The organism is Undibacterium sp. Ji42W (genome assembly GCF_049340405.1).
Lineage (GTDB): Bacteria > Pseudomonadota > Gammaproteobacteria > Burkholderiales > Burkholderiaceae_D > Undibacterium.
The window spans coordinates 352,909-367,972 of sequence record NZ_JBMPOV010000007.1 but is presented as its reverse complement, the minus strand read 5'-3'; the positions used below and the strand labels follow the sequence as shown (position 1 = coordinate 367,972).

Here is a 15,064-nt window from a genome sequence, read left to right as displayed (position 1 = left end):
TGAAAACACAGTGCTAAAGTTTAAGAATAATCCATAGCCTCAAAACCAAAAACCCCACTTTTTCCAAAGCAGGGTTCGTGGTTTTTATCTGAGGGATACTACAATATGGCAACAGGACGCAGCTCGCCCTGAACAACACTATATACTGATTATTTAATCAGTGCAAATTTTTCTTATTAAGTTAAAGTACGCAAATGCAGCAAGAAAACAACATCTGAATTCAGCCTCGCACACGTATTAACAAAAATAAAATAATCAATAAAAACAAGGTCTTAAAAACAAAAACCCCACTTTTCACAAAGCAGGGTCCGTGGTTTTTATCTGAGGGATACTACAGTAAGACAATAGAGCGCAACTCTCCCTGAACAACACTATACACTGATTATTTAATCAGCACAAATTTTTCTTAAGCTTATTTTTCATGCCTATTCTCTCTATAAAAACAACTGGTGACGCAAGGAACTAAACCTGATTTGGCACACAAGCAAGCATGTAGACAAAGCGCAAATTCGTTCAGATGAATAAAATCACAATGACTTGCTTTCGGTCATATAATTATTCAAAGCAAATTTTTCGCTGTGAGGTGTTCACCATGGGGAGCCAGGTATTTTGCCCACATCGTCCTTGAACAATGTCTCCTCTCTGCTCGTGAGGAATCTGCTACTGGCCTTCGTCTATATCCTATTTGGACGTATCGCCCTGTTGCTGGCGATTCCTCCCGGCTATGCCATTGCCGTCTTTCCACCGTCGGGCATTGCTGTCACCGCCGTGTTAACAGGCGGGTACCGTCTGCTGCCTGGCATAGCCCTGGGTTCATGTATCTTCAATCTGTGGATAGGCTGGGAAAGCCAGAGTCAATTGACGCTCGCAAATAGCGGCTTGGCCTTGCTGGTTGCCACAGGTGCCATGCTGCAAGCCATGTACAGCGCTTATCTGCTGAAACGCTACGTCGGCTATCCGGCATCGCTTGATGACGAACGCCATGTTGCCCTCTTCCTATTGCTGGCTGGGCCAGTTGGTTGTCTCGTCAATGCCAGTGTTGGCATCTTCTCCCTGTTCACCCTGGGTCTGCTGTCGGCAGCAGACATGTTTGGCAACTGGCTTACATGGTGGGTCGGCGACATTCTTGGCGTTCTCATTGTCGCCCCCTTGGTGATGATACTGGCGGGCCATCCACGCACTATCTGGAAGTCGCGCCGTTTTAATGTAGGTGTGCCTTTATTACTGACACTGTCGGTTGTCGTTTCTATTTTTTTGTATGTACGCGAATCAGAATCCGACCGACAAAAACAGGAATTTGAAACCGAGGCCAGCCGTATGGTACAAGCCATACAGCAACGCTTCGATTTACAGAGTGAATTACTGCGCAATCTGGAACGCTTCTTTGCCAGCACTGATCATGTCTCCAGAACAGATTTCCAGAGCTTTGTTGGCTCCACACTGCAAAGAGAAAGCACGATCATCGCAGTCGATTGGGCCCCTATGGTCATGCACAGCGACAGATCAAGTTTTGAAACCAGGCTGAGAAAAGAAAGCGATACCTCCTTCATTATTAAACAACGCAGCGATCAAGGGCCATTCGCACCTGCCAGTGCGCGTGAATTTTATCTGCCTGTTGAATTTGTCGAACCTTACCTGGCCAATAAACCGGCCCTTGGTTTTGACCTGTTTTCTGAACCAGGCCGACGGGTCGCCATAGAAAGAGCACGCGACACCGGCCAGATGAGCACCAGCTCCACCGTCAGCATCATCAATACAGACAGGGCAAAAAATGTCACCGGCAGCCTGATTTTTGCACCTGTGTATATGCGCCATCTCCCCATCTCCACCATGGAACAAAGACGTACAGCATTTCGCGGCGTTGTGCTCAGCGTGTTGCAGGTAGATGACCTGATACGGCATGTATTTACTGAAGATATACGCAAACAGATCCAGTTCCGTCTGCGTGACCTCAACAGCGCCACTGGCAAGGGCGATGTCTATGACACTCTGGAAAAGATTCAGACAAGCACGTCATTCCGCAGCATCATTCGGTTCGGCGACCATGAATTTGAATTCAGCGCCCAGCCGTCTCCTGCCTATTGGCAACTGCATCATTCCTGGTCAGCCTGGGCCACTCTGATAGGCGGCCTGTTCTTTACCAGCCTCGTCAGCGTGTATCTACTGGTCGTCAGCGGCAATGCCTATCATATCGAACATAAGGTCACACAACGCACGCTGGAACTTCAAGCCAGTAAAGAAGAGTTGATACGCAGTGGCCTGCTCTTGCAAACCGTCATGGAAGGGACCAAATCCTATATCCATGTGCGCGACCTTGATGGCCGCTACCTCTACATCAACAAGGAATATGAAACAGTTTTCCAGATGAAGCGCGAGCAATTGATAGGCCAGACCATAGAAGACGTTTTCCCACCTGATCTCGCCAGAAAATACCGCAGCGCCGAACAAACCGTCATCGCCACCAAGACCGCCTTGCGTACTGAAGCCATGGTGCAGCAAAAAGATGGCATGCACACTTATCTCGTCGTACGCTCCCCACTCATCAATTCTGAGGGCAAAGTCTTCGGCGCCTGCGGTGTCGGTACCGACATCACCCAGCGCAAGCGTGATGAAGTTGCCCAATATGAAAACCTCATGCTGTTACAAGCCGTTATGGACAGCACAGCATCAGCGGTCTGCCTGCGCGACAAAAATGGCAACTATCTCTATGCCAACAAAGAATATGACAGACTCTTCAAACCTGCCAACATCCCCAGCCTGATAGGCACCAGCGTCTTCTATTTATTCTCCAGAGAAAAAGCAGAGCAATACATGCGCATGTCTGACGAAGTAATACGTGATGGCCATACACTGCGCACGGAAATCGCAATAACTGCCGGTGGCATTAACACTACGCACATCCTCATGCTCACACCCTTGCGCAATGAGTCAGGCGAAATTTATGGTGTATGCACCGTGGGTACCGATATTAGCCAACGCAAGCAGTCAGAAGAAGCCATACTCGCCCTGAATGCGCAACTAGCTGCCACCACTGCCCTGCAAAACGCCATACTCGACAGCGCCAATTTCTCCATCATCGCCACCGACACCATCGGCCTGATACAAGTCTGGAGCAAAGGCGCAGAACTTATGCTCGGCTACCATGCTGCAGAAATGATAGGCCAGCAAACCCCTGTCTGCCTGCATGAACCTGCTGAGCTGAGCAACCGCGCCGCCAGGCTCGGCCAGGAATTTGATACCCAGGTAGATGCCGGGTTTGCTGTCTTTGCCCTGCGTGCCTTGCATGGCATCGCCGACGAAAGCGAATGGACTTACAAACGCAAAGATGGCAGCCATCTGCCTGTCATGCTTTCAGTCACCACTCTCAGAGACAACGAGGGAGAGATATCCGGCTTCCTCAATATTGCCTACGACATCACCGAGCGCAAAAAAGTCGAAGTCATGAAAAATGAATTCATCTCCACCGTTTCGCATGAATTGCGTACCCCGCTGACATCCATACGCGGCGCACTGGGTTTGCTGATGGGTGGCGCACTCGGTAAAATGCCAGAGAGTGCAGAAAAAATCCTCGACATCGCCACCAAGAATTGCCAGCGCCTGGTCAGGATGATCAATGACATTCTCGATGTCGAAAAAATAGAATCAGGCAAGATGGAATTCAATTTCGCCAGACTGCATCTGGTCCCCGTAGTAGAACAAGCCATCGCTTCTACAGCAGCTTATGCAGAACAACACCAGGTCAGTTTCAGACTGCAGACAGAAATTGAAGGCGAAGACGCCGACATCGTCAGGATAGATACTGACCGCATCACCCAGGTACTCATCAACCTGCTCTCCAATGCCGCCAAATTTTCGCCCCAGGGTGCGACTGTCGATGTGCTGGCGACTTCACAAACCGGACAATTGCGTGTCGCTATCATCGACCAAGGCATAGGCATAGCGGATGAATTCCGTGAGCGAATCTTCCAGAAATTTGCCCAAGCGATTTCTTCCGACTTCAACAAGAAAAGCGGTACCGGCCTGGGTCTGAGTATTTCCAAGGCCATCATAGAACATCATGGCGGGCAAATCGGTTTTACCAGTGTTATCGGCCAGGGTAGTGAATTTTTCTTTACTCTGCCTGTAGATATTGAAACCGCGAGTCAACAAAAAGAAAATCAAGCATGATTAAAATATCGACCCGGTGACTGCCCCAAATAACGCTTGAACATCGCAATAAAATTATCAGGCGTTGCATAACCCAAGGCATCTGCAACTGTGGTTATGGCATCGCCAGCAGCCAGGCGTTCAAACGCGCACAAGAGTTGCACCTGCTGACGCCACCTTTCTGGTCAGGACAAATATGCACACCGTGCTTATTGTTTACTCACGTACCGACTATCAAGCACCGTCATCAATTAAAAAGTGTCAGCACTTAGTGACAGCCAAAAACGACACAGTGATTCGACATGATATCGCTGATACTCACCTGCCTAATCAGGCCGCGGTGAGAATTCGAGTATGAAATTTTTTTCCCATCGTTGACGCTAGTTAATTTCCGTTCCGCAATCCTCCTGTTCCAACTTTGACTGCGGCCATCAAACATATCTGGAGAAAATGAGTTAATCAAAGTGTCTTTGTCTACCGTGAATGTGCCAGCGGAGCAACTTGGATCATAGTCTCCAACATGCGGCGCACGACCACGCTTAGCAAGCCCCCAGAGATCGTCGGTAACAGTTTCTGTGAAAGCTCAAAAATCAAACGGGTGATCGCGGTAACAGCTAATCCAATCGCCATTGGCGTAGTAGCGCATGTAATGAAAACGAACACCATGCATGCGCACACCAGCATGCCACTCCTCCCATTCTCGAACGCCAGAAGCATAAAAACCATCAAATAAAACTAATGCACTCACTATCGGCGTCTTGCAGAACTTGAACCAAAACATTATTGAGTCCTGAGCTTATAAAGTGCAGTTAATAGAGATTCATTGCATGGAGACTCAATAGCTTGAGTACGCTTAGATTCTATATCGCTCTGTCACCACAGTATGAGAGGTGTATCAGGCAGATGCAAAAGAACGCAGCAGAATCTGGGAAAAAGAATAACAAATAAAACTTCAAATGCACTTGCGACTGAGAATGATTCTCATTTATAATAAAATCGATTAAAATATATTAGCCGTAAAAACTCCCCTTTTTACGGTGCTCCCAGCCTCAAGCACGGTGCAATGAACGTGCGGGCTAGGGAGTTGACCATGATACGCACAAGCCAGTCGCCGCTAGCCAGTGTTCAATTTTTCTAATTATTAGGAAACACGATGCTAAGCAAGACGCAAATCGCCTTGGCGCTGGGTATGGCATGGGGCATGGCTCCGGCAACTACTTTTGCACAAACTCCAGGCCCGGTCCCACCAACAGAAGCTACTACCCTCAAAGATATTACTGTCACCTCTACGCGTACCGCCAGGACAGTCGATAGTGTGCCAAATACAGTCACCGTCATCCCTGCTGCCAGGATAGAGCAAGAAGGTGGCCGCGATATCAAGGACCTGTTCCGCAATGAACTCGATATCAGCGTGCGTGCTGCCCCTACCCGCTTTACGGCGGCTGGCAGCTCCACTGGTCGCCCAGGCAATGAAGGCATCAATATCCGCGGTCTGGAAGGTAACCAGGTCTTGATGCTGGTCGATGGTACGCGTGTACCGGGTAGTTTTTCGTTTGGCGCATTTGCAACAGGCCGTGGTGATTTCCTTGAACTTGATGGCATCAAGGCAGTAGAAATTTTGCGTGGCCCAACCTCCACACAGTTCGGTAGCGATGGTCTGGCTGGCGCAGTCAGCTTCCGCACGCTGGACCCATCTGATTTGCTCAAAAAAGGTCAGTCTTTTGGTGGCTTCGTGCGTTCTGGCTATGCCACAGTCGATCGCTCATGGCGCAATACTGCCGCCATCGCTGGCGACAATGGTAGCTGGCAAGGCCTGCTGCTGGTCAGCGACCGCCGTGGTCATGAAACAGAAAACCGTGCAGACAATGACGCAAAAAATGTCAACCGCACCAAACCAAATCCCGTTGATTTCAATGCCCAATACCTGCTGGGTAAAGCAATCTTCAACATCGATGGTAACCAGCAAATCGAAGCCAGCGTAGAAGCACAAAAACGCACGCAAGATACTGAAGTCTATTCTGCCCGTGCCGTCCCGCCACTGGTTTCGACCAGCACACTGGACCTTGATACTCGCGACAAGGTAGAACGCAATAAACTCAGCCTGGCACACCGCTATAAAAACCTGAATTCCAGCTGGTTACACAATGCCGAGACACGCCTGTACTGGCAAGATGCCAAGGTCAGTCAATACTCTGCTGAAGACAGAAACACCGCTGCTGACCGCACCCGCGACAACCACTACAACACCAGGATCATCGGCCTGTCCAACATCATGGAAAGCAATTTCTCCGGTGCTGTTGAACAAAAACTCAGCTATGGCTTTGACTGGAACCGCACAGAAGTCACTGGCCTGCGCGATGGTACGGTAGCGCCGTTTGGCGAAACTTTCCCTGCCAAGCCTTTCCCGGATACGACTTACACAGTCACAGGCGCCTTCATCCAGGATGAAATTGAAGCAGGCAAACTGAGCATCATCCCCAGCCTGCGTTATGACCATTACAAACTTGCTCCATCCAGTGCAGGCTACACAGGCGGCGCAGTCGCCACCCTTTCTGACAGTGCAGTTACACCACGCCTGGGCCTGGTATGGCAACTCAACGCTGCGTTTGCACCTTATGCACAATTCGCCAAGGGCTTCCGCGCACCGACACCAGACCAGGTCAATAATGGTTTCACCAACCTGGCATCCGGCTACACCAGCATAGGCAATTCACAACTGAAAGCAGAACGTGCTGACAGTGTTGAGATTGGCTTCCGTGGCAAGGTGCAGGGTTTGCGTTATTCCTTCGCCGCATTCGACAATAGTTACAAAGACTTCATCAGCCAGCAGGTAGTGCGTGGCACAGGCACCGCAGTTGACCCACTGGTATTCCAGTACATCAACCTGGCCAAGGCGCAAATCCGTGGTGCAGAAGCCCGTGCAGAATGGCAAATCGACAGTAACTGGCAAGCCACTGCCGGCGTCTCCTACACCAAGGGCGACAGCGAAGTTGCAGGAGTCAAAACACCGCTCGATACCATCAACCCGATGAAATTCCTGGCAGGCGTGCGCTATGACACCGCAGCCTGGGGTGCGCGTGCGCAATTCCAGCATCATCAAGGCAAGCAGCTCGACAGAATCGCACCAGCAGCGACAACACAGTTTGCACCAGGTTCTTACCACATCGTTGATCTGGGTGTGTACTGGAAGCCCACGCAAAACCTGACAGTCAATGCCAACCTCAACAATGTCTTTGATACCAAATACTGGGCCTGGTCTGATGTACGCGGTCTGGCTGACAACACCAACGTCAAAGATGCTTACACCGCCCCTGGCAGGAATGCCCAGGTATCAGTTCGTTACGACTTTTAAAAAGGAATCGTCATGCCAGCCCAACATTTGAACCCGCAGCAAAATGCGAATGTACGTGAAGAATTCGCCAGCATGCGCCGCGAGAAAAAAGCCAGACATCGTGACATCGCCGAAATTCTGGAGATCAGCGAAGGCGAGCTGATCGCCGCTCACGCAGGCATAGCAGCCATAGAAAGCAACTGCCTGCTGCGTGCCACCTGCCTGCGCGCAGAGTGGCCAGAAATTATCGCCGCGGTAGAAAGCCTGGGTGAAGTCATGGCCCTGACACGCAATCCTTCCTGCGTCCATGAAAAAACGGGCAGCTACAGCAACATCAGCCACAATCACCATGTCGGCCTGGTGCTGGCAGGTGAAATCGATTTGCGGATTTTTTATCAGCAATGGGCGTTTGGCTTTGCCGTCATTGAGCAAACAGGAAGCGGCGAAGAGCGCAGCGAGCAAAAAAGCCTGCAATTCTATGATGCCACCGGCACTGCCATCCACAAGATCTTCATCAAGCCACAAAGCAATGTAGAAGCGTATGAAGCCCTGGTCGCCAGCTTTGCTGCTGTTGAACAGCAACCCGGTATACAAACAAAAGACGTGGCAGAAAAACTGCTGGAACTGGCTGACAAGGATATTGATGTCACCGGCTTCCGCCAGGCCTGGGCTTCGTTGCGTGATACCCATGAGTTCTTTGGCCTCATGAAAAAATTTGCCGTAACACGTACCCAGGCCCTGCGCCTGGCTGATGCACAGTTCGTCCAGCAGATTGATGTAAGCAGTTGCGAAGATCTGTTGCAGGCAGCCGCTGCCGAAGCAGTGCCCATCATGGTCTTTACCGGCAATGCCGGCATGATACAAATCCACTCCGGCCCGGTCAGCAAGATTGCCAAAATGGGCCCATGGGTAAATGTACTCGACCCACGCTTCAACCTGCATCTGCGTGAAGACCATATTGCCAGCGCCTGGGTCGTCAAAAAACCAACTACGGATGGCCTGGTCACTTCACTGGAATTATTTGACGCGGATGGTGAAACAATCGCCATGTTCTTTGGTGAACGCAAACCCGGTAAGCCAGAATTGTGCGAATGGCGTGCGCTGATCGACAACCTCTTGTCAGAAAGCCAGACATGCGCAGCCTGAATCCGCAAACTCAGCACAATCGCCTGCGCAGGCAGGTTTTGATACAACTGACGGGGTTAGCGGGTTTGGCTTCCTCCAGCCTGCTACCCCCCTTTGCCCGTGCTGCAAACAGCAAAGGCAAGCAACGCATCATCAGCGTAGGCGGAGCAATCACCGAGATCATCTTCGCCCTCAATGCCAGCAATGACCTGGTCGCCGTTGATACCACTTCCAACTTCCCTGAGAGCGTGCAAAAACTGCCTAACGTCGGTTATGCCCGCGCTCTATCGGCAGAAGGTGTACTGGCCCTGGCCCCTACCCAGATCATCGCCAGCGAAGATGCAGGCCCGCCTGCCGTGATACGCCAGTTGACATCGTCCGGCATCCCACTGGCTGTCTTGCCAGCGCATCACAAGTTTGAAGGCGTGCTCGACCGCATCAAGCAGATTGGTGAACTGACTGGCACACAAGCCCAGGCAGCTACCCTGATGCAAAGCCTGCAGCAAGAATGGACCAGGGTACGCTCACCGATAGAACAGCGCAAGGGCAAAGGCCCCAAAGCCGTGTTCATCCTCGCCCATGCACCTAACCAGATCATGGTGGCAGGTCGTGAAACCGCAGCGCATGCCGTACTCGAATATGCAGGTGCCAGCAATGCCCTGGCTGCGGCTAATGGCGGCAATAGTTTCAGCGGCTACAAACCTCTGACGCCAGAAGCCATGATCGCTGCCCAGCCCGACATCATTCTCGTGACTGACCAAGGCCTGAAAGCCTCGGGCGGCATAGGGTCTGTGTTGAAATTGCCGGGTGTGGAACAAACACCGGCAGGCCGCAAGCGCCGCGTGCTGTCACAAGAAGCCATGCTCATGCTGGGCTTTGGGCCACGTCTGCCATCTGCAATCAGCCAGCTGGACAGCGCCATCATCAAGGCCATGCAGGCATGAAAGCCTCAGTAGACGTGTCTGGTGAATTGCGAAAAGGTTTACACCAAGGTTTGCAGGCAAAGCTTTTTCAAGGCGGCAAGCCTGGCCTGCTGCTGGTGCTGGGTACATCCCTGCTTGCCGCTTTGCTGCTGAGTGTGCAATTCGGTGCCGTGCCTGTCACATTGCAAGATTGGCTAACCCTGCTTGATTTCAGCGACGACCAGACGCTGACAGGTAGCAGCTATGTCTTGTGGAATATCCGCCTGCCACGCGCCCTGTTTGCCTTGCTGGTGGGTGCAGCACTCGGCATGTCAGGTGCATTGACACAAGGCCTGTTCCGCAACCCACTGGCAGATCCCAATTTGCTCGGCATTACTGCCGGTGCGGCTGCGGCTGCGGGTTTGAGTATCGTTGTCCTGTCGGGCATGCATTTGCCTATTCCCATGTCCTGGCGGATGTGGATCTTGCCTGTCACTGCGTTCAGCGGTGCTCTACTGGTGTGTTTTGCACTCGATCGTGTCGCCCGCTGGATTTCACCTGGCTCCATCGTCGGCCTGCTGCTGACAGGCATTGCCCTCAATGCCCTGAGTGCCGCCGTGCTGGGTCTGTGTACTTACCTGGCAACAGACGAACAATTGCGCAACCTGAGTTTCTGGACCCTGGGTTCCCTGGCAGGCGCAAGCTGGCTGGCTACTGGCTTGCTGTTGATGCTACTGTTGCCAGCCTGGTGGTGGGTCAGGCGCATGATCAGTGCCATGAATGCCCTGGCCCTGGGTGAAGCTGCGGCTGCCCATGTCGGCATCGATGTACACCGTTTGCGTACCCAGGTCATTGTGCTGGTCGCGGTACTGACCGGGTTTGCAGTAGCCTGGTGCGGCATGATCGGCTTCATCAGCCTGGTCGCCCCGCATCTGGTGCGCACCATGGGTGGGCCAGATCAAAGACAGGTGATACCACGCTCCATGCTCATGGGTGGTTTGCTCTTACTCGTAGCTGACACTGTGGCACGCTGCATCGCCATCCCGGCTGAAGTACCGGTGGGCATTTTCACTGCCCTGCTGGGCAGCCCTTTCTTCCTGATCCTGCTGCGTAACGCGCGTGGTCGTTTAGCCTGAATCACATGGTTGAGAATCGCATCATGTTAATGAAAACCGCCCCACAACAGGGTTTGCTCCAGTTAGACGCCGCCTGCGCCAGGCTGGGCAAGAAAGACTTTGGGCCTTTTAACCTGGCTATAGGCAAGGCAGAAAAAATCGCCATCCTCGGCCCCAGCGGCGCAGGCAAATCCACGCTGCTGAAACTGCTGTCCCGTGAATTGAAAACCAGCAGCGGCAACATCGCTTTCCAGTCACGCCCGCTGACAAGCTGGTCCTTGAAGGAACTCAGCCGCCTGCGTGCCGTCCTGCCGCAAAACAGTGACGTGGCGTTTGGCCTGGAAACTGATCTCGTCATCAGCCTGGGCCGCGTCAGCCGTGCGCATGACCCTGAACTGTCCAACATCGTCAGGCAAGCAGCTGCCATGGCCCATGCAGCCCATTTGCTGGGCCGCCGCTTTGACAGCCTCTCTGGCGGCGAACAGGCGCGCATACAACTGGCGCGCATCTTTGCCCAACTGTGGGACCAGCGCGATGGCCTGATACTCGTCGACGAACCTCTGGCTGCACTCGACCCCGGCCTGCAATTTGACCTGCTCGCCAGCCTCGAAGAATATGCGACAGAACGCCAGCATGCCATCGTCGCCATCCTGCATGACATCAACCATGCTATGCAGGCATTCGAACGTCTGCTATTCGTCAAGAATGGCCAGCTCGTCGCTGACATTGCCAGCAACCGCGAAGCAGTACCGGCGCTGGAAGACTTATACGATATCGCCCTGACCTGCATGCACAATGAAGAAGGTGATTTGCTGGTCACTCCCTTGCGCGCCTCATCCCGCGCCAGGAAAAGCGTATACGAAAAAATGGATAAATGTAGCAATGCGTAAATTAAACTTATTCACAACCGCACTCGCTGCTTTGGTCGCAGCCAGCCTTTTATCAGCATGCGCAACCCAGGTTGACAAACCCGTCAGCGGCAGCAAGATATTGTTATTGGGCGAAGTCCACGACAACCCTGAAGGACATGCACACCGCTATGCCGATCTGCAAAAACTGGTCATTGCAGGCTGGCGCCCGGCCATCGCCATGGAACAGTTCGATCGTGAAAACCAGACCGAACTCACCCAGGCACATGCAAATTGTAGCGATGCAGACTGCATCATCAGCAAGGTCGGCAACAAGCGCTGGGAATGGCCGCATTATCGCCCCGTCATACAACTCGCCATCGATTACAAACTGCCGCTGTTGGCCGCCAACCTGTCCCGCAGCGATGCTGCCCGCGTCATGCGTGAAGGCTATGCTGCCGTGCTCGACAAGAACACCATTACCAGCTACAAGCTCGACCAGCCTTTACCGAGTGTGGTAGTCGATGGCCAGCGTGCTGCCATGGAAAGCGGTCATTGCGGCAAGATGCCAGACAATATCGTCCCCAGCATGGTCAGGGCACAAGTTGCGCGTGATGTCGTCATGGCCAAAATCGTCACTGAAAACGCCGACCGCGGCGTCGTCCTGCTGGCTGGCAATGGCCACGTCAGACGCGACCTCGGTGTGCCGGTATGGCTGCCCGCCAGCAAGCAAGCCAGCCTGCAAATCCATGGTTATGTAGAAACAGATGACAGTAAATCAGGAAGCGTATCCACTACATCCACTGCGTCCATCTATGACGTCAGCCATGTCGTCAAGACACATACCCGCCCCGATCCATGCCTGAGTGTTCAGGCACCTAAAAAGTCCAACTAAGATCCAACTTAAGCCTAGCGCAGAGGAACACATGAAACATCAGCCATCAGCCAACGCTTGCCAGCATCTCGGTCTGGCCTCAAGCAAAGTCGGCGAAGTCATGATCTGCCCTGAATGCGGGGTAGTCCACCTGTCGTTGAACCATGTGTCCCTGCGCTTTGATGTCGAGGCTTTCCGCGTCCTCGCCTACATGCTGGCAGAAGCGCAGTTGAACATAGAAAGCTATGATGCGCGCCTGCCAAAAACCCCGGAAGCACCTCACGTCACCGGCTTTGAAATAGCACCGGGTAAAAAAATGCACTAAGCAAATCATCAAGTAAGTTTATGCAACATCACTGGTCAGAAGTATCAAGAGGAGTACCGTATGTGTGAACATGACAAACATAGTATTGCATTAACACCAGAAACCACACCGGCAGGTTCACGCCGTCGCCGCATTTGGGATTTGACGCATGAATGCCATTGCCCCGTCGTCGGTGTCTGCATACCACTGACAACCTTGCGGCGCATCGTCAATAAGGCCATGAATGGTCAGGCCATAGCCGAAGACTATGAAATCCATGTTGGCGCGATTGCTGAGTGTGGCTGCCGCAACCGCCTGTCAGAAGCCATACAGCAAGAATTGGAACAGCGCTATGCCCGCACCATACAGGAATTCCGCGCGGCAAAGACAGTGGAAGCCGTCACCCGCCTGTGGCTGGCCGCCATCGACAAAGGTGATGTAGCGGGTGCCTTTTGGGCCGCACTGACACACCCGCGTTGCGACGCCGATTTGCAAGACGGTTTATGCCGTGACATGCACATGCTGCAGCACCAGGCCGGTGCCAGCGTACGCATAGATATCGCCCGCTTCAATGCCCTGGTTGAACAAAACAAATTGCTGACCCGCGAACTCAGTCGTGTTCAGGAAAGACATAACCGCGCCCTGGCAGAGAAAACCCGCGAGATAGAAAAACAAAATACCCAGTTGATACAACTGCGCGCAGAAAGCATAGGCAAGGACAGCAGCATCCATTTCCTCAGTTGCAACATCGCCGCACTAAAAGTAGAAATCCCCGAACTGGAAACCCGCCAGCGCCTGCTCAAGAAAATCGAGCAAATGGCTGAACGCCAAACCGAAACAGAAAACCAGGTACGCGAGCTAAAACAAAAACTCGCAGAAGCCAGCAAAGCCGCCGCCGACATACAAGAGCAGGCAGCAGAACAAAGCAGGCAACAACCAGAAGAAAAAATCTATCCCATCACCCTGCACCTGAAGCAAAAAACAGTCTTGTGCGTAGGCGGCCGCAGCGGCAATGTGCCCACTTACCGCAACCTCATAGAACGCATAGGCGGCCGCTTCGCCCACCATGACGGTGGCCTCGAAGACAACCAGAGCCTGCTTGACGCCAGCCTGGCCGCCGCCGACCTCGTCATCTGCCAGACCGGCTGCATCAGCCACACCGCCTACTGGCGCGTCAAGGATTTCTGCAAACGCACCGGCAAGCGCTGCGTCTTCGTAGAAAATCCCAGCGTCTCATCACTGGCACGCGGGCTGGAAAAATTCTCGGAAGATGAAGCAGCAAGTACAGAAATGGCCAGTCAATAAAACCAGCAAAATCCTCTGTAGGAGCGGCTTCAGCCGTGAACAGAAAATACAGCAATGGCCAGCACCACACACGTCCCATGCAGCAAAGTGCTAGCGGCTAAAGCCACTCCTACGAATAGCTAGACCTGCCTATCAGCAATGCACTCAAATCAACTCTATACTCTGCAAATTCAAATAACTACTCTCCCGTATCGTCGTCACAAAATCACTGAGATACGCCTTGGAAGACAAATCCGGCAGGCAGGCTGCATACAGCCTGCCAGTCAGCCCATCTTTAGTAATACGTTTGGGCAGCACATAATCGCGGTTCACATAATTTTGTGCTGCCCACACCGGCAAGGTAGCAATGCCGCGCTTGCTGGCGACCAGTTGCAGCATGGCGACTGTCAGCTCGGTCGTGCGGCGTGTGGTGTCTATACCAGCGGGCTTCAAGACTTGGCGCACCACGTCCAGCATTTCATCAGGTACAGGATAGGTGATCAGGGTATCAGTCGCAAAGTCTTGCGCCACCAAATAATCACGCTTGGCCAGCGTATGGTCCTTGGCAATCAAAGCGACAATCTCGAAACGGAACAGAGGATGGTAGGCTACACTTTCATCGGCATCCATTTCGGACACGATGGCGACGTCTGCCTTGTGGCTATACAACAGCCCCACAGGGTCAGCCTGGAAACCGGAGACGATATCCAGTTCCACCTCAGGCCAACGCTGGCGGAACAAATCCATGGCAGGCATGAGCCAGTCAAAGCAGGTGTGGCATTCTACAGCGATGCGCAATTGCCCCGCCACACCCTGTGCCAGACGCGCCAGGTCGCGCTCACAATTGGCGACTTGCGGCAAGACACTGTCCGCCAGTTGCAGCAGGCGCTCACCGGCAGGCGTGAAGCGTATGGGCGTCGTCTTGCGCTCAAATAGCGGCACGCCATGATGCTCCTCGAGCAACTTGATCTGGTGCGACAGGGCAGACTGGGTGACATTCAGCAAGACCGCAGCCCGCAATAAATTGCCGGATTCACGCAGGGCATGCAGGGTTTTCAGGTGGCGGAGCTCTAGTATCGATTGCATTATGAATGAAATTCAAGTTAATTCTTAAAATATGTCGTTTGAATCATAA

Annotated in this window: 11 protein-coding genes and 1 pseudogene; 9 read left to right on the top strand and 3 right to left on the bottom strand. The window is 52.7% G+C overall.

Features of this window, described 5'->3' with window-relative positions; genetic code table 11:
• Positions 1-648: 648 nt before the first annotated feature.
• Positions 649-4,167 (top strand): CHASE domain-containing protein, encoded by a 3,519-nt coding sequence (locus ACO0LG_RS17665; protein WP_423028679.1) that lies wholly within the window; start codon positions 649-651, stop codon positions 4,165-4,167.
• Here the strand turns inward: ACO0LG_RS17665 and ACO0LG_RS17660 are convergent.
• Both ACO0LG_RS17660 and ACO0LG_RS17655 read right to left on the bottom strand, forming a co-directional pair.
• Positions 4,158-4,325 (bottom strand): annotated as a pseudogene (locus ACO0LG_RS17660) (helix-turn-helix domain-containing protein); the annotation flags it as partial. The gene ACO0LG_RS17665 and the pseudogene ACO0LG_RS17660 sit on opposite strands and share 10 nt — an antisense overlap.
• A gap of 404 nt (positions 4,326-4,729) precedes the next feature.
• Positions 4,730-4,927, bottom strand: coding sequence for a hypothetical protein (locus ACO0LG_RS17655; RefSeq protein ID WP_423028677.1), 198 nt, complete (start codon positions 4,925-4,927; stop codon positions 4,730-4,732).
• 372 nt (positions 4,928-5,299) lie between these two features.
• Between ACO0LG_RS17655 and ACO0LG_RS17650 the strand changes: the two genes are divergently transcribed.
• From ACO0LG_RS17650 to ACO0LG_RS17615, 8 genes are read left to right on the top strand one after another with little or no spacing between them, the layout of a single operon-like run.
• A complete protein-coding gene (locus ACO0LG_RS17650; protein ID WP_423028675.1) occupies positions 5,300-7,498 on the top strand; it encodes a TonB-dependent hemoglobin/transferrin/lactoferrin family receptor in 2,199 nt (732 codons plus the stop codon).
• Between the two features lie 12 nt (positions 7,499-7,510).
• Positions 7,511-8,623 (top strand): hemin-degrading factor, encoded by a 1,113-nt coding sequence (locus ACO0LG_RS17645; RefSeq protein ID WP_423028674.1) that lies wholly within the window; start codon positions 7,511-7,513, stop codon positions 8,621-8,623.
• Positions 8,611-9,546, top strand: coding sequence for a heme/hemin ABC transporter substrate-binding protein (locus ACO0LG_RS17640; RefSeq protein WP_423028672.1), 936 nt, complete (start codon positions 8,611-8,613; stop codon positions 9,544-9,546). The genes ACO0LG_RS17645 and ACO0LG_RS17640 overlap by 13 nt, the downstream gene beginning before the upstream one ends.
• Positions 9,543-10,640, top strand: coding sequence for a FecCD family ABC transporter permease (locus ACO0LG_RS17635; protein ID WP_423028669.1), 1,098 nt, complete (start codon positions 9,543-9,545; stop codon positions 10,638-10,640). Before ACO0LG_RS17640 ends, ACO0LG_RS17635 begins: the two co-directional genes overlap by 4 nt.
• Positions 10,641-10,663: 23 nt before the next feature.
• A complete protein-coding gene (locus ACO0LG_RS17630) occupies positions 10,664-11,509 on the top strand; it encodes an ATP-binding cassette domain-containing protein (protein WP_423028667.1) in 846 nt (281 codons plus the stop codon).
• Positions 11,502-12,362, top strand: coding sequence for a ChaN family lipoprotein (locus ACO0LG_RS17625; protein ID WP_423028665.1), 861 nt, complete (start codon positions 11,502-11,504; stop codon positions 12,360-12,362). Before ACO0LG_RS17630 ends, ACO0LG_RS17625 begins: the two co-directional genes overlap by 8 nt.
• A gap of 31 nt (positions 12,363-12,393) precedes the next feature.
• Positions 12,394-12,666 (top strand): hypothetical protein, encoded by a 273-nt coding sequence (locus ACO0LG_RS17620; protein ID WP_186956450.1) that lies wholly within the window; start codon positions 12,394-12,396, stop codon positions 12,664-12,666.
• A 60-nt stretch (positions 12,667-12,726) separates the two neighbouring features.
• Positions 12,727-13,950, top strand: a complete 1,224-nt coding sequence (locus tag ACO0LG_RS17615; RefSeq protein WP_423028663.1) for a DUF2325 domain-containing protein — start codon at positions 12,727-12,729, stop codon at positions 13,948-13,950.
• 144 nt (positions 13,951-14,094) lie between these two features.
• Here ACO0LG_RS17615 and ACO0LG_RS17610 read toward each other — a convergent pair whose 3' ends face one another.
• Positions 14,095-15,018, bottom strand: coding sequence for a LysR substrate-binding domain-containing protein (locus tag ACO0LG_RS17610; RefSeq protein ID WP_423028755.1), 924 nt, complete (start codon positions 15,016-15,018; stop codon positions 14,095-14,097).
• Between the last annotated feature and the right edge of the window lie 46 nt (positions 15,019-15,064).